The organism is Saccharothrix sp. S26 (genome assembly GCF_021390395.1).
Lineage (GTDB): Bacteria > Actinomycetota > Actinomycetes > Mycobacteriales > Pseudonocardiaceae > Actinosynnema.
Genome location: NZ_JAJUWT010000011.1, coordinates 1 through 18,529, shown reverse-complemented (window position 1 = coordinate 18,529; position 18,529 = coordinate 1). Strand labels below are relative to the sequence as shown.

The window sequence follows — 18,529 nt, the reverse complement described above, 5'->3', positions numbered from 1 at the left end:
CCCCCGGCGGACCTCCCGGCCACGCCGTAATCCGGTCGCCCGCCCGCTCCCGCGCCGGTCCAATGGGCGGATGATCGACCACACGGAGCTCAACCGCCGTCACTGGGAAGACAGCGCCGCCGCCGCCCACGGACCGCTCGCCCGCGAGCACTGGGCCCGGACCGAGCCGCGCTGGGGCCTGTGGGCGACCCCCGAGTCCGAGATCGCCGTCCTGCCGCCCGACGTGTCCGGCATGGACGTCATCGAACTCGGCTGCGGCACCGCCTACGTGTCCGCCTGGCTGGCCCGCCTCGGCGCACGTCCCGTCGGCATCGACATCTCAACCCGCCAACTCGACACCGCCCGCGAGATGCAGGCCGAGTTCGGCCTCCACTTCCCCCTGCTGCACGGCGACGCCGAACAGGTCCCCCGCGAGGACGACTCCTTCGACCTGGCGATCAGCGAGTACGGTGCGTCCCTCTGGTGCGACCCCCACCGCTGGATCCCCGAAGCCGCCCGCCTGCTGCGCCCGGGCGGCCACCTGGTCTTCCTCAACCGCTCGCCGCTGTTCGCCCTGTGCGCCCGCGACGGCGCCACGGCCTCCACGTCCCTGCAACGCCCGCAGTTCGGCCTGCGCCGCGTCGACCACGGCGCCTCGGCCGAGTTCACCCTCCCGCACGGCGACATGCTGCGCCTGCTGCGCGCCTCCGGCTTCACCGTGGACGACCTGATCGAGATCCAAGCCCCGACCCCCGCCCACCGCGAGTACTCCGAGGTGTCCTCCTCCTGGGCCCGCCAATGGCCCAGCGAGGAAATCTGGAAGGCGCGACTCACGTCCGTGCAGGTGAGGTAGTCGGAGGCAGGCGCCCGAGAAAATCTATGATCGCTGGAGTAGACATTCGCACGCCGTCATGGGTAGTGTGGTCGTTGTACGAGAGAGAACGTCCGATCGGCACGGGAGATGACGAACTACCCGTGATGCACACGGGCAGAGGCACGAGCAGTACCGGGGACGCAACCGATTTGTGTCAGACAGCAGTACGCGAACCCGGGGCCGACAGCCCGTGCGAGTGGAGTGGCAAGACGGTCAGGCGCGCTGGAGCCGATCAGTGGAAGGGGTTCCAGCACGGTGGCCGGTGCAAGGCAAGTCGGTAATCAGAGGAGAAGGGACGGGTTGCACACCATCGGATCGCCTGCCTCAGGCTGAAGTCGGGCCGGGCGGGTACCGCAGTCCAGAACGATTGGAAGGTGGTCTCCGGTTACGCAAATGCGATCCTCGCGGTCTCCGCAGCTCGTGCGGATGACGCGGACACAGTAAGCCGGCCTCACGGCCGGTTGGTGGGAAACCCATAACCCTGGGGCCCCGGTGCCGAGTGGCACCGGGGCCCCTCGTGGCGCGGAGGTGCGATGACCCCAGAGACGAACGAGCCGCGACCCGCGGCGGACAAGTTGGACGACGACCACTACCCCGCCTACACGATGGGCAGAGCCGCGGAGATGCTCGGCACCACACCGGGATTCCTGCGCAGCCTGGACGAGGCGAAGCTGATCGAGCCGCAGCGCTCGTCAGGCGGCCACCGCCGCTACTCCCGGCACCAACTCCGGTTGGCCGCCCGGGTCAGGGAACTGGTCGACCAGGGCACCGGCCTCGACGCCGCGTGCCGCATCGTCACCCTGGAGGACCAGCTCCAGGAAGCCAGGGCCCTCAACGAGCAGAACCGACCACCGGACCCGGACCGCGCCTACCCGCCCCTGCGCGGCGTGTGACCACCGGGAACCCCGATCACGCACGAGCTGCCGTCACGGACCCGCCGTCCGTGACGCGCCCGGCAAGTACCTCGAATCACACCTCACGCCCACTCGGCGCACGAAAAAGGCCCGGCCCACCTCGCGGTGGACCGGGCCTGATCTGGTCGGGGTGACAGGATTTGAACCTGCGACCTCTTCGTCCCGAACGAAGCGCGCTACCAAACTGCGCCACACCCCGGTACTGCTCTCGAACGAGGAGAACTCTACCTGACGTTCCCACCCACTCCGAACCGGGTATCCCTTTCCGCGCCGGACGCGTCCTGACCTGCGTCGACGGGCCGCGGCACCAAGGTCAGCAGGCTCGCCTCCGGCGGGCACGCGAAGCGCACCGGCGCGTAGGGCGACGTGCCCAGGCCGGCCGACACGTTCAGCCACATGTGCGCGCCCCAGCGGGACACGCCCCGCGCCCGCGAGCGGTCCAGTTCGCAGTTCGTCACGATCGCGCCGTAGCCGGGGATGCGCAGCTGGCCGCCGTGCGTGTGACCCGCCAGCACCAGGTCGTACCCCTCGGCGGCGAACGGGTCCAGCACCCGCGGCTCAGGGGAGTGCGTCACGCCCAGGCGCAGCGGCACGTCGGGCAGCGGCCCGCTGATCTCCTCGAACCGGTCGCGCTTGAGGTGCGGGTCGTCCAGGCCCGCCGCGAAGATCTCCAGGCCGTTCACCTCGAACCGGCGGCGGACGTGCGTCAGGTCCAGCCACCCGTGCTCGATCATCGCCGCCCGCAGGTCGCGCCACGGCAGCGGGATGCCGTGGATGCGCTTGGTCTTCGCCGACGGCAGCAGGTAGCGGGCCGGGTTCTTCGGGCGCGGCGCGTAGTAGTCGTTGCTGCCGAACACGAACACGCCGGGACGGTTCAGCAGCGGACCGAGCGCGCGCACGACCGCCGGCACGGCCTGCTTGTGCGCCAGGTTGTCCCCGGTGTTCACCACCAGGTCCGGCTCCAGCTCGTCCAGCGCCGCGACCCACCGCTGCTTCGACTTCTGGCCGGGCATCATGTGCAGGTCCGACAGGTGCAGCACCCGCAGCGGCGACGACCCGGGCGCGAGCACCGGCAGCGTCGCCTCGCGCAACGTCCACCGCCTCCGCTCGATGCCCGCCGCGTAGGCGAGCGTGGCGGTGCCCAGGGCGGTCGTGGCGAGCAGCGTTCGACCGAGCGTGTTCACGTCGTCGAGGGTAGGGGGTTGACCGATTCGGGGTGCGCCGGGCTTCCCGGTACCGTTCCGGCCCATGGCGGAGTTGAAGGCGCGGTTGCAGGCGGACCTGACGGCGGCGATCAAGAACCGGGAGACGGTCCGGGCGGGCGCGCTGCGGATGACGCTGGCCGCCCTGACCACCGAAGAGGTCTCCGGCAAGAGCGCTCGCGAGCTCAGCGACGACGAGGTGCTCAAGGTCATCACCCGTGAGGTGAAGAAGCGCAAGGAGGCCGCCGAGGCCTTCGCGGGCGCCGGCCGGACCGAGCAGGCCGAACTGGAGCAGGCCGAGTCCAAGGTCCTGGAGTCCTACCTGCCCGCCCAGCTGTCCGACGACGAACTGGCCACCCTCGTCGACGCCGCGATCGCCCAGGTCGCGGAACAACTCGGCGAACAGCCCGGCCAACGTCAGATGGGCCAGGTCATGAAGGCAGTGAACGCCCAGGTAGCGGGCCGCGCGGAAGGCGGCCGAGTCGCCGCTGCGGTCAAGGCCAAGTTGATCTAGAGTCGGTCACGCAGGCCACCGCACCGAGGGCCGGGCACGGACCACCGAACACGATCGGGTGATCATCTCCCGAAAATGTACGGAAACACCGTTCTCGTACCTCGGTTGAAAACCAAGCGGAGCGCCTCGACCACCACCCGACCCCCGGACCACGGCCCCACCAGCCGCCTCAAGCCCTCGGGATCGAGCGGTCCAGGGAGACGGCCGGCCAGCGCCGCCAGGGGCAAGGACCGACCGGCCCGTCGCCCAGGGACGTGGACCAGGCCGCCACCGGACACGGGCCCGCGCCACCGACGAGAGCCGCGCTGGGGAACCACGCGGCCCGGCGCGGACGGGGTGCGGACGTGGAATCCCCGGCCACGTGGGTCAGGTGGGTCAGGTCGGCGAGGGGTCAGGTCAGCGAAGGGCCGGGCCGGCGAGGGGTTAGGTACGCGAAGGGGTGGGCGTGCGCAGGGCCCGGGCGCGCGAGGGCAGGCATGGGCCAGGGCAGGCCCAGGTGAGGTCAGGCCGAGTCCCGGCCCCGAGTGGGGCCGGGATCGGTGTCGACAGCGCCTGGCGTCAGCGGCGGGGTGGGTCGGTGGGGATGGTGATTTGCGGTGGGCCCGTGGGGTGGCCCGGTTCCGGGCGGTTCGGGTCGCCTTGGCCTGGGGGTGGGGGTTCGTTGGACTGTGGTGGGTCGGACGGTTGGGGTGGGGGGACGTAGCCCGTGGAGACCAAAAGGGTGACCACGGTGCCCTTCAGGGCGCTGCCGCGGGGCGTTTGGCCGACCACTTGGCCCTTCGGCTGCTCAGAGCTGCGGTTCTGGGCGGAGACCTTGTAGCCCGCCTGTTCGAGGATCCTGGTGGCGTCGTTGACGTTGCGGCCGACCACGTCGGGGATCCGGATCTCGCTGCCGCCCTTGAGGTAGCGCTCCTCGACGGCCGGCAGGCCGCGCACCGGCAGTCCTTCGTGGACCCTCGTCATCGTGTCGAACCAGGTGCGCGCGGGCACCGTGCCGCCGTAGATGTCACCCCGGCCGCACAGGCGGGGAGGGCCCGAGTTGACGCAGATGCCGCGCGGTTCGACGCCGTCGTTGAAGGTTTGGACCGCGCCCGCGAAGTCGGGCGTCGCGCCGATGAACGCCGCCGACTTGAAGTCCTCCGTCGTGCCCGTCTTGCCGATGATCGGCCGCGTCCACTTGAACTGCTGCGCCGCACGCGCCGCGGTGCCGCCGCCCTGGTCGTCCTTGGACATCCCGACCGCCAGGCCGTTGGCCAACGGCTCGGCCACGGCCTGCTCGCACGGGGCCTCGTTGACCGCCACGGGCCGGCCGGTGCGGTCCAGGACCTCCGCGATCGGGGACGGCGGGCACCACACGCCGCCGCTCATGATCGTCGCCGCCACGTTCGCCAGCTCCAACGTGCTCACCGGCGCGGGGCTGAGGGTGAAGGAAGCGTTGCCGCCGTTGGACTTGTAGAACTCGGTCTGCGAGATCCGCAGCTCCTTGTTCTTCGCCTTCGGGTCCGGCCGCACGCCCGCGATGTTCGTCGCCATCGTCTCGCGCATCCCCAGCCGGGACGCCATGTCCACCACCGGGTCCATGCCCAACTGCTCTTCCAGGATCACGAAACCGGTGTTCGGCGAGGTCTGCAACGCCGTCTGCAACGACATCTGCGCCGGGTACCGCGAGTTCTCGTTGCCCAGGCAGTACCACCGGGTGTTCGGCTCACCGGTCGGCGGGCACTTGTCCCCACCGCCCTTGAACACCCGTGACACGTAGGAGTTCGGCGTGGCGATCGTGCTCTCGATCCCCATTCCCTTCTCCAGCGCCGCCGCCGCGGTGAACACCTTGTAGACCGACCCGGCCCCGAACTTGTTCTCCACCCCGGACGGCAGGTCGAACTGGGTCTGGAACTGGTCGGCCTTCAGCCCGTAATCACGGTTCGCCACCAGCGCCACGACTTCGTGCCGCTCCTTGCCGGGCCGCACGACCGCCATCGTGTTCGCGATCCCGTCGGTCGACTTCGCGACCTGCGCCTCCGCCGCCTGCTTCGCGTGCGCGGTGATCGCGCGGTCCAAAGTGGTCCGAACGGTGTAACCGCCGGTCTTGAGCTGTTCCAGGCTGAAACCGTTGCGCTCCAAGTAGTTCAGCGCGTACGAGCAGAAGAACCCGTGCTCCGGCCCGGCCCCGATGCACCCGTTCGGCGGCGTCCGTACCGGGGTCGCCAACCCGAGCGGTTCGGCTTTCGCGGCTTCGGCGGCCTCACGCGACAACTTGTCGTTCTCGACCATCTTCTCGATCACCTGGTTGCGACGCTCCAACGCCTTCTCCGGGAACACCTCCGGGTTCAGCGCGGACGGGCTGTTGACCATGCCCGCGAGCATCGCCGCCTGCGCCACGGTCAACTGGTCGGCAGTGGTGTTGAAGTAAGCCTGCGACGCCGCCGCGATGCCGTAGATCGTCGACCCAAAAGGCACCACGTTCAGGTAGCGAGCGAGGATTTCCTCCTTGCTCAGCTGACTTTCCAGTTGGAGCGAGATGCGCCATTCGCGCGCCTTGCGCGCGACCGTCTGCTCCTGCGCCTTCTGCTGCTCCACCTGGTTGTTGCGCGCCACGACGTGCACGAGGTAGTTCTTCACGTACTGCTGCGTGAGCGTGGAAGCGCCCTGCGTGACCGAGCCGCTGAACTGGTTGGTCAGCCCGGCCCGGATCGTGCCGCGCCAGTCCACGCCCTGGTGCTCGTAGAACCGGCGGTCCTCGATCGAGACCAGCGCGGCCTTCATGGTCGGGGAGATCTTCTCCGGCGGCACGAGCACGCGGTACTGGTCGTACAGGTACGCGATCGGCGCGCCGTCCTTGTCGGTGATCGTGGAGATCAACGGCGGGTCGGTCGTGACCAGGTCGGCGGAGATGCTGTCGACCGTGTCGCTGGCTCTGTTCGACACCATGCCCAGCGAGCCCACGACGGGGAACAACATGCCCGCCAGCAGCACTCCGGCCAGCAGACACAGTCCGAGCAGTTTCAGCACGCCGTTCCTGGCTCGCATGCAGGTCAGCGTACGCGGCACCTGAAGAGGTGATCGAGATCGCGCACAGTTGATTACTCAGGATGAGTACTCGTACTCAAGACAGGTAACAGGTGGGCAACCCAGGGTTGGAGGTGGAACCAGAAGGCTCTACAGTCCGTCACTGTCCAAGACAGCAGCCCACGGCATGACCACTCGATGGTGAGCCTACGGCATCCGCGGCAGGGGTGTGGCGGATTTAGGAAGTCTGGACACTGTGTGAATGAGGTGGGGGAGATATGCAGCAGGGGGATTGGCGGATCAAGGCCTCGTGCCGTGATGAGGAGCCGGACCAGCTCTTCGTCCGCGGTGCGGAGCAGCGCAAGGCCAAGGTGGTGTGCCTGGGTTGCCCGGTGCGCACCGAGTGCCTTGCCGAGGCCCTCGACAACCGGATCGAGTTCGGTGTCTGGGGCGGCATGACGGAGCGTGAACGGCGGGCGCTGCTGCGGCGTCGCCCGGACGTCACCTCATGGCACGAGCTCCTCGACACGGCACGTCAGGAGCACCACGAAGAGTCCAAGGTCGGCTAGCCGACCGGGCTCCCTACTCGCCCGCCAACCGCCGACCGATCTCGTGCAGGCCGTCCAGGTCGTGCACGTCGGTGGGGAGCGCGGGCACCCCGATCAGCGGAACACCGGGGTGCGCACGGGTGAACCGCGCGAGCAGTCGCTTCTCCCGATCGGCGACGGCCACGCGATCCGCGTGCACCCGCAACACCGCGGCAGCCAGCGGGGCGTCCCCAGTGCGCTCCAGCCGGTCCGCCGCCGCCAACGCACCGGGTGCCGGCAAGGGGGCCAGCACCGGGTGCGTCCGGTTCGCCACCAGACCGGTCAACGGCATCCGTTCCGCGCTCAACCGCTCCACGAAGTAGCTGGCCTCGCGCAACGCGTCCGGTTCGGCCGCCGCGACCACCAGAAATCCGGTTCCGGGTGATCGCAGCAGCTCATAGGTGGCCTGGGCGCGTTGCCGGAAGCCGCCGAACATGCTGTCGAACGCCTGCACGAACGTCGACGCGTCCTGCAGGAGTTGACCGCCGACGATGGTGGACACGGCCTTGGTGAACAGTCCGAAGCCCGCGCCCACGATCTTGCGGATGCCGCGCCCGCCCGCCCGGGCGGGCGCGGACAGCATCCTGATCAGCTTGCCGTCCAGCACCGTCGACAGCCGCTGCGGCGCGTCCAGGAAGTCCAGCGCCGACCGGCTCGGCGGCGTGTCCACCACGACCAGGTCCCACTCGTCGCGCTCGACCAACTGGCCCAGCTTCTCCATCGCCATGTACTCCTGCGTGCCGGAGAACGACGTGGAGATCGTCTGGTAGAACGGGTTCGCCAGGATCTGCTCGGCCCGCTCCCGACCGGCGTGCTGCCACACCATGTCGTCGAACGTGCGACGCATGTCCAGCATCATCGCGTGCAGCTCGCCCTGGTCGAGGTCCAGCGCGTGGACGCGACGAGGCTGGTTGTCCAGCTCCCCGAGGCCCAGCGACTGCGCCAGCCGACGCGCCGGGTCGATGGTCAGCACGACGGTCCGCCTGCCGCGTTCGGCCGCGCGCACCGCCAGCGCCGCCGCCGTGGTCGTCTTGCCGACGCCACCCGAGCCGCAGCACACCAGCACCCGGGTCTCCGGGTTGTCCAGCAACGCGTCCACGTCCAGCCGGTTCACCGCACACCCCGCCCGACCAGCACCTCGGCCAGCTCGTAGAGCGCGGCCACGTCCACCCCGTCGGTCAGCTCGGGCAGCTCCAGCGTCGGCAGGTCGGACTCGGCCAGCTTGTCCTTCGCCCGCTCCTCCATGCGCACGCGCAACGCGTGCTCCACGGTCTGCTCCAGCAACCCGTCCAGCACGTCGGCGTCCACGTCGAGGCCCGCCACCTCCAGCCCGGCCCGCACCCGACCGGCGTCGACCCGCCCCTCGGAGGCCGACGCGACCGACCGCGCGGGCAGCCGCGGCGGGCTGACCCGGTTCACGAACACCGCGCCCGGCCGCAGGTCGGCGGCGTCCAGCTCGGCCACCGCGTCCAACGTCTCGCGCACCGGCATCTCCTCCAGCAACGCCACCAGGTGCACCGCCGTGTCGCCCGAGTGCAGCAGCTTCACCACACCCTCGCTCTGGCCCTTGATCGGCCCGACCTTGGCCAGGTCGGCCATGGCCCTGGTGACGTCCAGGAACCGGACCACCCGACCGGTCGGCGGCGCGTCGAGCACGACGGCGTCGTACTCGTGCCGCCCGGTCTTGCCCGCGCGGCGCACGCACTCCTTGACCTTGCCGGTGAGCAGCACGTCCCGCAGACCCGGTGCCAGCGTGGTGGCGAACTCGATCGCGCCCATCTTCTTCAACGTCCGGCCGGCGAAGCCGAGGTTGTAGAACATGTCGAGGTACTCGAGCAGCGCCGCCTCGGGGTCCACGGCGAGCGCACGTACCTCGCCCCCGCCGGGGGCGGACGCGATCCGCTCCTCGGAGTACGGCAGCGGCGGGCGGTCGAACAGCTGCGCGATGCCCTGCCGGTTCTCCACCTCCACCAGCAGCACGCGCCGTCCACCGGTGGCCAGCGCCAGCGCGAGCGCGGCGGCGACCGTGGTCTTGCCGGTCCCGCCCTTGCCCGTCACCACGTGCAGCCGCGCACGGGCGAGTTCGTCGGTCCAGCCGTTCACCAGATCAGCCTATGCGCGCCGCCCTGAGAACCGCTGGCCACGAAGCCCGTCACGGTCAGTCCCACATGGTGACGAACACCACCGCGATGGCGGTCGCCGCGACGACGCCCCAGGCCAGGACCGACGGCAGCACGTACGCGATCAGCACCGCGACGACCGCGACGATCACCGCCCCGACCAGCAACGCCCGCATCACGTCGGACCGGCGGGCACCCTTGCGATCCCGTGCCTGGGCCATGCCGACGAGGATCATCACCAGCCCGCCCAGCAGGAACGCGCTGGTGGCGACGATCCGCCACGTTTCCACGTGATCAACGCTAGCGCCGCGTGATCGCCCCGTCACGTCACGCTTTGGCGTTCCCGCACCACCTCCTCCCCGTCCACCCACACCAGGCGCGCCCGCGCCGTCTTGTCGATCGCGAAGTACCAGAGCGCCCGCTCCGCGCTCGTGGTCGAGATCCGCAGCCCCGGTCCGCCCTCGGGCCCGGTGACCTCCGCCGTGCCGTCCCCGAAGTCCATGCCCCACGCCGCGACCCACCCGTCCTCGGCGTCCTCCTGGACGATCGCGAACAACCTTGGTGCCTCCGCGACCACCTCTGCATCTTCCATGACTGAATGCTACCGTTCGAGCGGTTCAAATCACCGAAATCGAACGAGTGAAGTTCGATCAATGAGTCGTCACGCAGAGTGGTTAAGGTGATCCAATGGCTATCGGCTCGACGCGGGGCAAGCGCCGCCTGGGACGTCACATCCGCCCGATCCTCGACAGGTCCGGCCTCAAGGTGGACGAGGTGGTCAAGCAGTCGCGCGTGTCCCGCCCGACGATCACCCGGATGCTGTCCGGCGAGGCATTGGCGCGCTGGCCCGCGTTGTCGATGGTCCTAGACGTCATCGGCGCGACCCCGGAGGAGAAGACGCGGGCGCTCCAGCTCTGGGAGGTCGCCGACGTCGACCCGTCCGTGATCGAGCACGCCCGTGACCTGCCCGCCAACTACAAGCGCCTCCGGATGGACGAGCTGGAGGCGGTCCGCGAGCGCACCCTCGACTCGGCGCTGATCCCCGGCTTGCTCCAGACGGCCGGCTACGCCGAGGCGGTCGCGCGGGCCACCCACCGGCAGATCATCGGCGACAGCTGGGACTCCCAGGCCGCGGCCGAGCGCTCGGACCGGCAGGGAGCGCTGACCAGGGAGAACCCGATCGAGTACCACGCGTTGATCGACGAAGCCGCGTTGCACCGCTCGGTCGGCGGCGCGGAGGTCATGCGCGAGCAGTTGGGCCACCTCGTCGCGATGGCGGGTCGGCCGAACGTGACGATCCAGGTGCTGCCCTACTCGGTCGGGGCCTATGGCGCGCAGGCCGGGGCCGTGTTCCTGCTGGACTTCGCCGAGTCGGACGAGCCGCGAGCCGCCTATGTGGAGGCCCTGACCGGGATGGTTCCCGTGGAAGATGAGGAGGCCGAGGTGTTGTCGGCGGTCTGGGACGACGCCGCGCACCTGGCGCTCACGGAGGAGGACTCGGTGAGCCTCATCAGAGCGGTACGGGACGCGCTAGGAGACTGATGATCAACCAGACTTGGCGGAAGAGCAGCCGCAGCGGTTCTTCCGCCCAGTGCGTCGAGTTGGCGGTGGGCGCGCGGGTCACCGGGGTTCGGGACACCAAGAACCGGGATGGCGGGACGCTGGTGTTCGGGGCGCGGGCGTTCTCCGCGTTCCTGGCCGATGTGAAGCGGTCTCAGGTCTGAGCACCGCCTGACACGAATGGGGGTACTCGACCGGGTGCCCCCATTCCCCGTCCCGCTAGGCTGCGGCCCATGCAGAAGTGGGAGTACGCGACCGTCCCGCTGTTGATCCACGCCACCAAGGCGATCCTGGACCAGTGGGGTGCGGACGGCTGGGAGCTGGTCACCGTGCTGCCGAACCCGAGCGGTGAGCAGCACGTCGCCTACCTGAAGCGGCCCAAGGCATGACCCCGACGGCGCGGCTGGCCGAGCTGGGCATCGCGCTGCCCGGGGTCGCGGCCCCGGTCGCGGCCTACGTGCCGGCCGTGCGCAGCGGGCAGTTGGTCTTCACGTCCGGGCAGTTGCCGTTCATCGAGGGCTCGCTCGCGGCCACCGGCAAGGTCGGCGGTGACGTCAGCCCCGAGGAAGGCAAGGCCCACGCCCGCACGTGCGCGCTGAACGCGTTGGCCGCCATCGACGCGCTGGTCGGCCTCGACTCCGTGGTGCGCGTGGTCAAGCTGACCGGCTACGTCGCCTCCGCCGACGGCTTCACCGGCCAGCCCGCCGTGGTCAACGGCGCGTCGGACCTGCTCGGCGAGGTGTTCGGCGAGGCCGGGCAGCACGCGCGGGCCGCGGTCGGCGTCGCCGAGCTGCCGCTGGGCGCGCCGGTCGAGGTGGATCTGATCGTCGAGATCGGGGAGTGAGATGTCCGACACCTGCCACGAGCTGTTGCTGAGGCTGGCCGGGCGGTTGCCGGACGAGCTGCTGTGGAGGTTCCGCGACTGGGCCGCCACGGACGCCGTCGCCGTGCTCGCACGGGCCCTCCCGCGCACGTTGCTGCACGACCGGATCGGGCTCACCGACCACGAGCAGCGACTGCTGGCCGACGCCCTCGTGCCGCACGGGGCCGACCGGTCCACGATCAGTTCGGTCAAAGGGCTGGACGAACTGCCCGAATCCGGCTACACCTTCTCCCCGGAATCACCCGATCGGGTGTCGATGAGTGATTCCGCGACCGTGGTGCTCGGAGCGACCCTGCGCGGACGCCCCGGGGTCGGCGAAGTCCGGTCCTCGTGGCGGTTGGGCGGGGGCGAACCCAGGAGGCTGATCCTGGTCACCGCCACGACCGGCGAAGCCCGGTTGACCGGTGAGCTCCAGCGGGTGCTGCGGGCGCTCGGCGAGCACGACCCCTGCGTGGAGGTCCTGCCCGCCGGACTGGACCTGCCGCCCTACCACAGGGCGGCGTTGGCGGCATCGGAGCTGGTGTGCACCGGCGCCGAGGCCGACGGGCACCTGGTGCCCGTATAGAGCTCGACGCTCCCGCGCGAGCCGGAAGGAGAACAGGCGTGACGAACGACGGAGTGGGACTCCCCGTCCGTTTACACGACCTCCTGTTGGCGCTGGCCGGACGCGTCGACGACGACGCGCTGACCCAGGCGCGGGAGCTGCTCGCGGTCGCCGAGCTGGACAGAGCCCTGGAGCTGGTCGTCGGCTGCCTGCTGGCCGGGCGCATCCCGGTGTCCTCCGAGGAGCGCCAGGAGATCGGCTCGCTGCTGGCCGAGGTCCGCTCCGACCGGTCGTTGGCCGACAAGCTGTTCGCGGTGGAGCGCGTGCCGGCCGTCAAGCACCGGTTCAGCGTGGAGTCCGACCCGGCCGACGGCCTCGGTGACGTGCTGGGCAAGACCGTGTCGGCGCTGCCGGACGTGCGCGGAGTGCGCGCCACGTGGCGGTCCAGCCCGGCCGGTGCGACGCCCGGACCGCTGCCGCAGCGCGTCGTCCTGGTGGACATCGGCCCGGCGGGTTTCGCGCCCGCCACCGCGTACCGGGTGGACACCGTGCTGCGCAAGGCGGGCATCCGCGCGGCCGTCGAGGTGCTGACCGTGGGCACACCGCTGAACGAGTACCACGCGGCGGCCGTCACGACCGCGCGCGAGGTGTTCTTCTCGTCGGGATCCACGAGCCCGCAGCCGCCACCGGACTCGGGCGCGTGGTTCGACGGTGAACCGCGGGACCAGGCACCGGTGGTCGAGCCGGAACCGGTGCCTGTCGAACCCCAGAACGGCTCCACGTCACGTCGGGCGCGCGCCGAGTCCTACGAGGGCGCGCAGCCGTTCCCGCCCAAGCCGGTGAAGCGGTTGCCGGTGCGCGAGCCGGTCGAGGACGTCCCCGTCGAGGAAGCCCGCGAGGACTTCCGCGCCGACGATTTCGGCGGCGAGAATTTCGGCGGCGAGGACTTCCGGGCCGAGGACTTCCGGGTGGACGAACCCGTGCCGGAGGTGCGGGTCGAGGAGGCTCCCGTCGTCCAGGAAGCGCCCGCCGAGGTGCCCGTGGTCGAGGAGCGCCCGCCCGCGCCGGTGTTCGCGTTCCCCGACGACCACCCGTTGTCACGGGCCGAGGTCACCACCGAGCTCGGCCCCGACGACCTGGCGGCGTTGCAGGCCGCACTGGCGGAGGGCCAGCCGCCCGCCGCCGTGCACCTGCCGCCGACCGTCGACGCCAAGCTCAGCGACCGGGAACGGGCGTTGTTGCAGCAGTTGCACGAGGAGCTGGCGCAGCGGGAGCAGCAGTCGTGGCCCGGTGGCGGACCCGAGTTCGTCAACGGGGTGCCCAAGCCGACCAACGGCAAGTACCCCGGCTAGAGCCGTCTCAGCGCGCTCAGCAGCTCGGCCCTGCCGTCCCTGGTCAGGGCACGGTAGGGCCGAGCTGCCGCGCGGTCCGTGGCGACCTCGATCCGGCGGCGCACCGGGTCGTCCTCGGGCAGCTCCCGCACTTCGAGGCCCGCTTCGGCCCACGCGGCGGCGTGCGCGTCGCCCCGGTGCTGGCGCAAGGCCCGGAGCTGGTCGAACAGGCGAGCCTGCGGGGTCTCGCCGGTCCGGGCGACGCTCATCGGGTGGTCGACCCGCGGGACGGTGATGTCCGGCACGACCGGCCACAGGTCGGCCGCCGCCCTGGTGTGGGCCTCGTTGACCACGACCAGGAACGCCCGGCACCGCTCGGTGGCCGTGACCTGGCCGTCCGCGACCACCAGCCAGTCCGTGTCGGCGAGCGCGGCTTCGAGGCGCGGGTGGTAGCGGTGCACGTCCCGGACCGCCCGCAACGGCATCGGGCCGTGCGCGAGGACGCTCGCCAAGTCGGCCAGGACCGGCGTGTGCGGCGGACGTTCACCGTGGAGGTAGCGCGCACCCTGGCGGTGCACCGGCGGGATCAGGCGGTGCAGCTCCACGGCGACCTCTGCGGCAGTCGCGCAAGCGTTTGCCGCATCCAGCGCCAGCTCGCTCGACGACCGCAGCTCCGGGTCTTCCCGGAGGTCCAGAGCGATCCGGAAGTGCCGTTCGGCGGCACGCCAGTCACCCTGCTCGTACCGGGACTTGCCCGCGTGCTGATGGGCGAAGTGACCGAAGACCGGGTGGTCGAGCAGCTCGGCGCAAGCCTCGTCCGCCTCGGCGAACCGGCCCTGCCACTGCCGCACCTGCGCCAACCGGAGCCGGGTCGCCGGGGTGTCGTCCGCCCGCCGGAACGCGCGCTCGGCCTCGTCCAAGCGGTCCAGCAGGCGCGCGGCCTGCCCGACCGCCGTCCACTCCGCGTGCGTCGTCGGGCGCTGCCGCGCCAACCAAGCCGTTAACCCCTCGGGGTCGTCGGGCACCTCGCGCAGCGTCTCCGGGTCGATCCGGTACCTCACGCACCCGCCTTCCGCCGCGCCAGGTCGATCACCCGCTGCAAGTGCAGGCCGCGGCGGACGTCCAGCGGGTGCTCGGTGGTGCCGCTGTCCACCATGGCCACGAAGTCGTCCAGCAGGTTCGTGAACGCCTGCTGCGCGGTCGTGCCGCGGTCGGCCAGCACGCGGTGGCCGTGCTCGCCGTACACGATCACCTCGGCGATGCTCGGGTTGAGCGGCAACTTCATGGTCATCGTGGCCACGCTCGTCGCGCCGCCCTCGTGCCGGAACACGACCTGCCACACGCCGTGCTCCGACTCGTTCGCCGCGATCACGTCGGTGATCGTGCCCAGCGTGGCGTCGAGCAGGTCGAACGCGTGCGGGCCGATGTCGTCCAACGGGCCCCGCTCGTGCCGCCACGGCGAGTTCGAGAACGGGCCACCGAGAAGCGCTCCGGTCAGCCAGCGCGCGCTGCCACCCACCCAGCCGCCCTGTTGCTCCAACTGCGCCAGTTGTTCGCGCGTCTCCGGCGTGTAGCGCTTGGTGAGGACCACCAGGGACGCGACACCGTTGGACGCCACCGCGTCGGCGAGGCGTTCGGCGTCCTGGAGGGTCGCCGCGATCGGCTTCTCCAGGATCACGTGCTTGCCCCGCTCGGCCGCCTTGATCGCGATCTCCGCCTGCACCTGCGGCGGCACCGCGAACGCGACCGCGTCCACCTCGGCCAACAGGTCGTCCGGGGTCTTCGCGGTCGTCGCGCCGTGAGCCCGGGCCAGCTCGGCGGCGGCCTCCTCGCGGCGGGCCCAGATCGTGGTCAGGCGGGTGCCCGGGTGATCGGCGATCCCCGGTGCGTGCACCATGGTCGCCCACGGGCCGGCACCGACGAGTCCTACGCGCAACTGTTCGTCCACTCGGCCCATCCTGCCTTTCATCGGCCGCCGACGTAACTCGATTCAGGGACGAAGATCCGGCCACCGTGGTCGAACCGCAGCTCCACGCCCCCCGGCCGGCGGTCGACCTCGGGCGTGGTCCCCCAGCCCTGCGGGATGGTGACGACGTGGCCGTAGTCCGGCGTCCGACCGAGCCAGACCTCGTGGTCCGTGCCGCCGACCAGGCTCGAACGCTCCTTGACGTAGACGTTCGGCGAACCCTCGTTCGTGCTGGTCACCGTGGTGCTGGGGAGGAAGAGGAGGACGGCGGCCGTCGCCGTCAGACCCGTGCCGACGATCGCGCCCACGACGAACAGCAGGACGTTGACGAGGCAGCCTTTGCGCGTGGTGTCCACACGCGGATGATCCTCGTAGGCTCGGGTCGTGCGCGAACTCCCCGATGAACTCGTGTTGCCCGCCTCGATGGCACCCGCGGACCTCACCGGCCCGCCGGTGACGCCCCGTGACGCGGCGACCGTCGTGCTGGTGCGGGACGGGGAGGCCGGGCTGGAGGCGTTCCTGCTGCGGCGCGTGGCCGGGATGGCGTTCGCGGGCGGGATGACCGTGTTCCCCGGCGGAGGGGTCGACCGGCGTGACGCGGACACGTCGGTGGCGTGGAGCGGCCCGCCTCCCTCGTGGTGGGCCGAGCGGTTCGGGTGCACGGTGGAGCTGGCCACGGCGTTGGTGTGCGCGGCCGTGCGGGAGACCTTCGAGGAGTCCGGCGTGCTGCTGGCCGGGCCGTCCGCGTCGTCGGTGGTGGCCGACACCAGGGGGTTCGCCGGCGCGCGGGCGGCGCTGGTGGCGCGGGAGCTGTCGTTGGCGCAGTTCCTGGCCGCGGAGGGGTTGGTGTTGCGGGCCGACCTGCTGCGGCCTTGGGCGAACTGGTTGACGCCCGTGGAGGAGCCGCGGCGGTACGACACGTACTTCTTCGTCGCCGTGCTGCCGTCGGGGCAGCGTGCCGACGGGGCGACCACGGAGGCTTCCGACGCGGCGTGGCAACGGCCGGCGGACGCGTTGGCGGAGTGGAAGTCCGGGCAGCGGGCGTTGATGCCGCCGACCTGGGTGACGTTGGCCGAGTTGGACGAGCTGGGGACGGTGTCGGCGGTGTTGTCGGCGGGGCGGACGGTGTCGAAGGTGATCCCGAAGCTGGTGCGCGACGGTGACGTGCTGCGGGTGGTGCTGCCGTGACGGCTTACGGCGTGTTGCGGGAGGTGACGCCGACGGCTTCGGTGCTGTTGGCGGAGAACCCCGGGGTGATGACGTTGGACGGGACGAACACGTGGGTGCTGCGTGCCCCCGGGTCGGCGTCGTGCGTGGTGGTGGATCCGGGGCCGGCGGATCCGGCGCACTTGGGGCGGATCGCGGAGCAGGCCCCGGTGGAGGTCGTGCTGCTGACGCACGGTCACCCCGATCATTCGGAAGGGGCACGTTCGTTCGGGCGACAGGTGGATGCGCCCGTGCGGTCGGTGGACCCGGCGTTCCGGTTGGGCGGGCAGGGGTTGGCGGAGGGGGACGTGATCTCGGCGGCCGGGTTGTCGATCCGGGTGCTGCCGACGCCCGGGCACACGGCCGACTCGGTGTGCTTCCTGTTGGACGACGCCGTGCTGACGGGGGACACGGTGCTGGGGCGGGGGACGACGGTGGTGGCCCATCCGGATGGAAGACTCGGTGACTACCTGGAGTCGTTGCGGCTGTTGACCACGCTTCCGGTGGGCACGATCGGGTTGCCGGGGCATGGGCCGGAGCTGCCGGACGTGGTGGCTGCCGCCGGTGGGTACCTGGTGCACCGGGAGCAGCGGTTGGCGCAGGTCCGGGCGGCGGTGGCGGCGTTGGGCGGGTCGCCGACGGCGCGTGAGGTGGTCGAGGTCGTGTATGCCGACGTGGACCGGGCGTTGTGGCCGGCGGCGGAGTGGTCCGTGCGGGCGCAGTTGGAGTACCTACGGGAGGTGTGACGGGGGTTCGGCGGGCGGGTTGTCGGCGATCCCGAAGGGGTTGTCGATCGCGTACCGCCAACCGCCGTCGTGGCCGCGGCGCGCGACGTCGGTCGCCGTGCCGGTGACGTCGCCGATGCGCCAGTCGACGATCAGCAGGGCCAAATCACCCCTCGTGATCACCTTTCGGGTGACAACGCTCAACTTCTGGGTGAGCTTGAGGTGCTCGCCGAGCACGGCGGGCTGAGCGCCGGGCTCGTAGAAGTCGCCGGGATCGCCCTCGTTGAAGGCGGCAGCGAACAGCGGGGGCAACTCTTCCGGGTTACGCGCGATCATGCGGGGGACGCTAGGAGGACGCTCCGTGACCAATCAAACGGTGAGTACCGCCCCCGCCACCGCCCCGGCCCCCGCCACCGCCCCGGCCCCCGCAGCCGCCCCTGCCACCGCGGTTGCCTCCGCCACCGCGGTTGCCCCAACCCCGCCCTCACCCAGCACCTGGTCGGGTGACCCACACGGCGAAGTCGACCACCCGGTCCCGACCTGCCCGGTGGAGGTGGCGCTGGGGGCGTTGCGCGGGCGGTGGACGACGCTGGTCGTGCGGGAGCTGTTCGCGGGCGAGCGGACGTTCGGCGACCTGGCCACCGCCCTGCCGACGTTGTCCGACAAGGTGCTCAGCGACCGGCTCGCACAACTCGCCGCCAGCGGCGTCGTGGCGCGCGTCCGCGAACCGGGCTGGCCCAGCCACGTCCGCTACTCCCTCACGCCACGAGGGCACGCGCTGCACGACGTCCTGGAGGCCATGTGGGCCTGGGGGTCCATCGCGCCGTAGACCCCCGGGCGGCGGCCAAGGTGGCGGGCGGGGCGGCGGCAGGGCGGCGGGCAGGGCGGCGGCTCCGGCGGGCGAGGCTGGCGGCCCGATCCGGTTCCCGCCCGGTGTGACTCAGCCTCCGGCTCGGTGCGGCGGCCTGATGGTGCGGCGGCCTACTGCGGGGCGGTCCGGTCAGGCTGCGGTCCGGTCAGGCTGCGGTCCGGTCAGGCTGCGGTCCGGTCAGGCTGCGGTCCGGTCAGGCTGCGGTCCGGTCAGGCTGCGGTCCGGTCAGGCTGCGGTCCGGTCAGGC

23 protein-coding genes and 1 tRNA gene are annotated in these 18,529 nt (G+C 71.1%); 13 read left to right on the top strand and 11 right to left on the bottom strand.

What is annotated here, in order from left to right:
• Positions 1-70: 70 nt before the first annotated feature.
• Positions 71-832: a class I SAM-dependent methyltransferase gene (locus LZG04_RS18740; protein ID WP_233818727.1), complete on the top strand. Its 762-nt coding sequence runs from the start codon at positions 71-73 to the stop codon at positions 830-832.
• Positions 833-1,386: 554 nt separating this feature from the next.
• On the top strand, positions 1,387-1,746 hold the full coding sequence (locus tag LZG04_RS18735; protein ID WP_233818725.1) for a MerR family transcriptional regulator: 360 nt from the start codon (positions 1,387-1,389) through the stop codon (positions 1,744-1,746).
• Positions 1,747-1,889: 143 nt separating this feature from the next.
• On the opposite strand, the gene LZG04_RS18730 is transcribed toward LZG04_RS18735, so the two are convergent.
• Positions 1,890-1,966 (bottom strand) — tRNA-Pro (locus LZG04_RS18730).
• 25 nt (positions 1,967-1,991) lie between these two features.
• Positions 1,992-2,951: a metallophosphoesterase gene (locus LZG04_RS18725; protein WP_233818723.1), complete on the bottom strand. Its 960-nt coding sequence runs from the start codon at positions 2,949-2,951 to the stop codon at positions 1,992-1,994.
• A gap of 64 nt (positions 2,952-3,015) precedes the next feature.
• Here LZG04_RS18725 and LZG04_RS18720 point away from each other — a divergent pair, with 64 nt between their 5' ends.
• Positions 3,016-3,483, top strand: coding sequence for a GatB/YqeY domain-containing protein (locus LZG04_RS18720; RefSeq protein ID WP_233818722.1), 468 nt, complete (start codon positions 3,016-3,018; stop codon positions 3,481-3,483).
• Positions 3,484-4,041: 558 nt separating this feature from the next.
• Here the strand turns inward: LZG04_RS18720 and LZG04_RS18715 are convergent.
• Positions 4,042-6,510, bottom strand: coding sequence for a penicillin-binding protein (locus tag LZG04_RS18715; protein ID WP_233818720.1), 2,469 nt, complete (start codon positions 6,508-6,510; stop codon positions 4,042-4,044).
• Positions 6,511-6,767: 257 nt separating this feature from the next.
• Here LZG04_RS18715 and LZG04_RS18710 point away from each other — a divergent pair, with 257 nt between their 5' ends.
• Positions 6,768-7,058 carry a WhiB family transcriptional regulator gene (locus tag LZG04_RS18710; RefSeq protein ID WP_106616446.1) on the top strand — a complete coding sequence of 97 codons (291 nt, stop codon included), beginning with the start codon at positions 6,768-6,770 and terminating at the stop codon, positions 7,056-7,058.
• Between the two features lie 13 nt (positions 7,059-7,071).
• On the opposite strand, the gene LZG04_RS18705 is transcribed toward LZG04_RS18710, so the two are convergent.
• From LZG04_RS18705 to LZG04_RS18690, 4 genes are read right to left on the bottom strand one after another with little or no spacing between them, the layout of a single operon-like run.
• Positions 7,072-8,190, bottom strand: coding sequence for an ArsA-related P-loop ATPase (locus LZG04_RS18705; protein WP_233818718.1), 1,119 nt, complete (start codon positions 8,188-8,190; stop codon positions 7,072-7,074).
• Positions 8,187-9,179, bottom strand: a complete 993-nt coding sequence (locus tag LZG04_RS18700) for an ArsA-related P-loop ATPase (protein WP_233818716.1) — start codon at positions 9,177-9,179, stop codon at positions 8,187-8,189. The genes LZG04_RS18705 and LZG04_RS18700 overlap by 4 nt, the downstream gene beginning before the upstream one ends.
• A gap of 55 nt (positions 9,180-9,234) precedes the next feature.
• The gene (locus LZG04_RS18695; RefSeq protein ID WP_073886837.1) at positions 9,235-9,486 is read right to left on the bottom strand and encodes a hypothetical protein; all 252 of its coding nucleotides are present in this window, start codon (positions 9,484-9,486) and stop codon (positions 9,235-9,237) included.
• Positions 9,487-9,518: 32 nt separating this feature from the next.
• Entirely contained in the window at positions 9,519-9,788 is a 270-nt protein-coding gene (locus LZG04_RS18690; protein ID WP_233818714.1) for a hypothetical protein, read from the bottom strand.
• A 95-nt stretch (positions 9,789-9,883) separates the two neighbouring features.
• Here LZG04_RS18690 and LZG04_RS18685 point away from each other — a divergent pair, with 95 nt between their 5' ends.
• The 6 genes from LZG04_RS18685 to LZG04_RS18660 all read left to right on the top strand — a co-directional run bounded on the left by LZG04_RS18685 (position 9,884) and on the right by LZG04_RS18660 (position 13,535).
• Positions 9,884-10,738 carry a helix-turn-helix transcriptional regulator gene (locus LZG04_RS18685; protein ID WP_233818712.1) on the top strand — a complete coding sequence of 285 codons (855 nt, stop codon included), beginning with the start codon at positions 9,884-9,886 and terminating at the stop codon, positions 10,736-10,738.
• A complete protein-coding gene (locus LZG04_RS18680; RefSeq protein ID WP_233818710.1) occupies positions 10,738-10,920 on the top strand; it encodes a DUF397 domain-containing protein in 183 nt (60 codons plus the stop codon). The genes LZG04_RS18685 and LZG04_RS18680 overlap by 1 nt, the downstream gene beginning before the upstream one ends.
• A 69-nt stretch (positions 10,921-10,989) precedes the next feature.
• The gene (locus LZG04_RS18675) at positions 10,990-11,145 is read left to right on the top strand and encodes a DUF4177 domain-containing protein (RefSeq protein ID WP_141979599.1); all 156 of its coding nucleotides are present in this window, start codon (positions 10,990-10,992) and stop codon (positions 11,143-11,145) included.
• Entirely contained in the window at positions 11,142-11,600 is a 459-nt protein-coding gene (locus LZG04_RS18670) for a RidA family protein (RefSeq protein WP_233818708.1), read from the top strand. The genes LZG04_RS18675 and LZG04_RS18670 overlap by 4 nt, the downstream gene beginning before the upstream one ends.
• Before the next feature lies 1 nt (position 11,601).
• Positions 11,602-12,204: a hypothetical protein gene (locus LZG04_RS18665; protein WP_233818706.1), complete on the top strand. Its 603-nt coding sequence runs from the start codon at positions 11,602-11,604 to the stop codon at positions 12,202-12,204.
• A 38-nt stretch (positions 12,205-12,242) separates the two neighbouring features.
• Positions 12,243-13,535 carry a hypothetical protein gene (locus tag LZG04_RS18660; RefSeq protein WP_233818704.1) on the top strand — a complete coding sequence of 431 codons (1,293 nt, stop codon included), beginning with the start codon at positions 12,243-12,245 and terminating at the stop codon, positions 13,533-13,535.
• On the opposite strand, the gene LZG04_RS18655 is transcribed toward LZG04_RS18660, so the two are convergent.
• From LZG04_RS18655 to LZG04_RS18645, 3 genes are read right to left on the bottom strand one after another with little or no spacing between them, the layout of a single operon-like run.
• Positions 13,532-14,575, bottom strand: coding sequence for a hypothetical protein (locus LZG04_RS18655; protein WP_233819269.1), 1,044 nt, complete (start codon positions 14,573-14,575; stop codon positions 13,532-13,534). The two genes, LZG04_RS18660 and LZG04_RS18655, sit on opposite strands and share 4 nt — an antisense overlap.
• On the bottom strand, positions 14,572-15,471 hold the full coding sequence (locus LZG04_RS18650; RefSeq protein ID WP_233818702.1) for a Gfo/Idh/MocA family protein: 900 nt from the start codon (positions 15,469-15,471) through the stop codon (positions 14,572-14,574). The genes LZG04_RS18655 and LZG04_RS18650 overlap by 4 nt, the downstream gene beginning before the upstream one ends.
• An 8-nt stretch (positions 15,472-15,479) precedes the next feature.
• Positions 15,480-15,836, bottom strand: a complete 357-nt coding sequence (locus LZG04_RS18645; protein ID WP_233818700.1) for a hypothetical protein — start codon at positions 15,834-15,836, stop codon at positions 15,480-15,482.
• Positions 15,837-15,903: 67 nt separating this feature from the next.
• On the opposite strand from LZG04_RS18645, the gene LZG04_RS18640 reads away from it, so the two are divergent.
• Together LZG04_RS18640 and LZG04_RS18635 are read left to right on the top strand one after the other, a co-directional pair.
• Positions 15,904-16,668, top strand: coding sequence for an NUDIX hydrolase (locus tag LZG04_RS18640; protein ID WP_233819238.1), 765 nt, complete (start codon positions 15,904-15,906; stop codon positions 16,666-16,668).
• Positions 16,665-17,432, top strand: coding sequence for an MBL fold metallo-hydrolase (locus LZG04_RS18635; protein ID WP_233818698.1), 768 nt, complete (start codon positions 16,665-16,667; stop codon positions 17,430-17,432). Before LZG04_RS18640 ends, LZG04_RS18635 begins: the two co-directional genes overlap by 4 nt.
• Here the strand turns inward: LZG04_RS18635 and LZG04_RS18630 are convergent.
• Positions 17,418-17,747 carry a DUF4440 domain-containing protein gene (locus tag LZG04_RS18630; protein WP_233818697.1) on the bottom strand — a complete coding sequence of 110 codons (330 nt, stop codon included), beginning with the start codon at positions 17,745-17,747 and terminating at the stop codon, positions 17,418-17,420. The genes LZG04_RS18635 and LZG04_RS18630 overlap by 15 nt on opposite strands.
• Before the next feature lie 211 nt (positions 17,748-17,958).
• Between LZG04_RS18630 and LZG04_RS18625 the strand changes: the two genes are divergently transcribed.
• On the top strand, positions 17,959-18,240 hold the full coding sequence (locus tag LZG04_RS18625; protein WP_233818696.1) for a helix-turn-helix domain-containing protein: 282 nt from the start codon (positions 17,959-17,961) through the stop codon (positions 18,238-18,240).
• The last annotated feature ends 289 nt before the right edge of the window (positions 18,241-18,529 follow it).

Excerpts from the sequence above, each read along its gene's own strand:
- LZG04_RS18740 (WP_233818727.1), top strand. The coding sequence starts at position 71 with ATGATCGACCACACGGAGCTCAACCGCCGTCACTGGGAAGACAGCGCC.
- LZG04_RS18735 (WP_233818725.1), top strand. The coding sequence starts at position 1,387 with ATGACCCCAGAGACGAACGAGCCGCGACCCGCGGCGGACAAGTTGGAC.
- LZG04_RS18720 (WP_233818722.1), top strand. The coding sequence starts at position 3,016 with ATGGCGGAGTTGAAGGCGCGGTTGCAGGCGGACCTGACGGCGGCGATC.
- LZG04_RS18715 (WP_233818720.1), bottom strand. The coding sequence starts at position 6,510 with ATGCGAGCCAGGAACGGCGTGCTGAAACTGCTCGGACTGTGTCTGCTG.
- LZG04_RS18710 (WP_106616446.1), top strand. The coding sequence starts at position 6,768 with ATGCAGCAGGGGGATTGGCGGATCAAGGCCTCGTGCCGTGATGAGGAG.
- LZG04_RS18690 (WP_233818714.1), bottom strand. The coding sequence starts at position 9,788 with ATGGAAGATGCAGAGGTGGTCGCGGAGGCACCAAGGTTGTTCGCGATC.
- LZG04_RS18685 (WP_233818712.1), top strand. The coding sequence starts at position 9,884 with ATGGCTATCGGCTCGACGCGGGGCAAGCGCCGCCTGGGACGTCACATC.
- LZG04_RS18680 (WP_233818710.1), top strand. The coding sequence starts at position 10,738 with ATGATCAACCAGACTTGGCGGAAGAGCAGCCGCAGCGGTTCTTCCGCC.
- LZG04_RS18675 (WP_141979599.1), top strand. The coding sequence starts at position 10,990 with ATGCAGAAGTGGGAGTACGCGACCGTCCCGCTGTTGATCCACGCCACC.
- LZG04_RS18670 (WP_233818708.1), top strand. The coding sequence starts at position 11,142 with ATGACCCCGACGGCGCGGCTGGCCGAGCTGGGCATCGCGCTGCCCGGG.
- LZG04_RS18665 (WP_233818706.1), top strand. The coding sequence starts at position 11,602 with ATGTCCGACACCTGCCACGAGCTGTTGCTGAGGCTGGCCGGGCGGTTG.
- LZG04_RS18650 (WP_233818702.1), bottom strand. The coding sequence starts at position 15,471 with ATGGGCCGAGTGGACGAACAGTTGCGCGTAGGACTCGTCGGTGCCGGC.
- LZG04_RS18640 (WP_233819238.1), top strand. The coding sequence starts at position 15,904 with ATGGCACCCGCGGACCTCACCGGCCCGCCGGTGACGCCCCGTGACGCG.
- LZG04_RS18630 (WP_233818697.1), bottom strand. The coding sequence starts at position 17,747 with ATGATCGCGCGTAACCCGGAAGAGTTGCCCCCGCTGTTCGCTGCCGCC.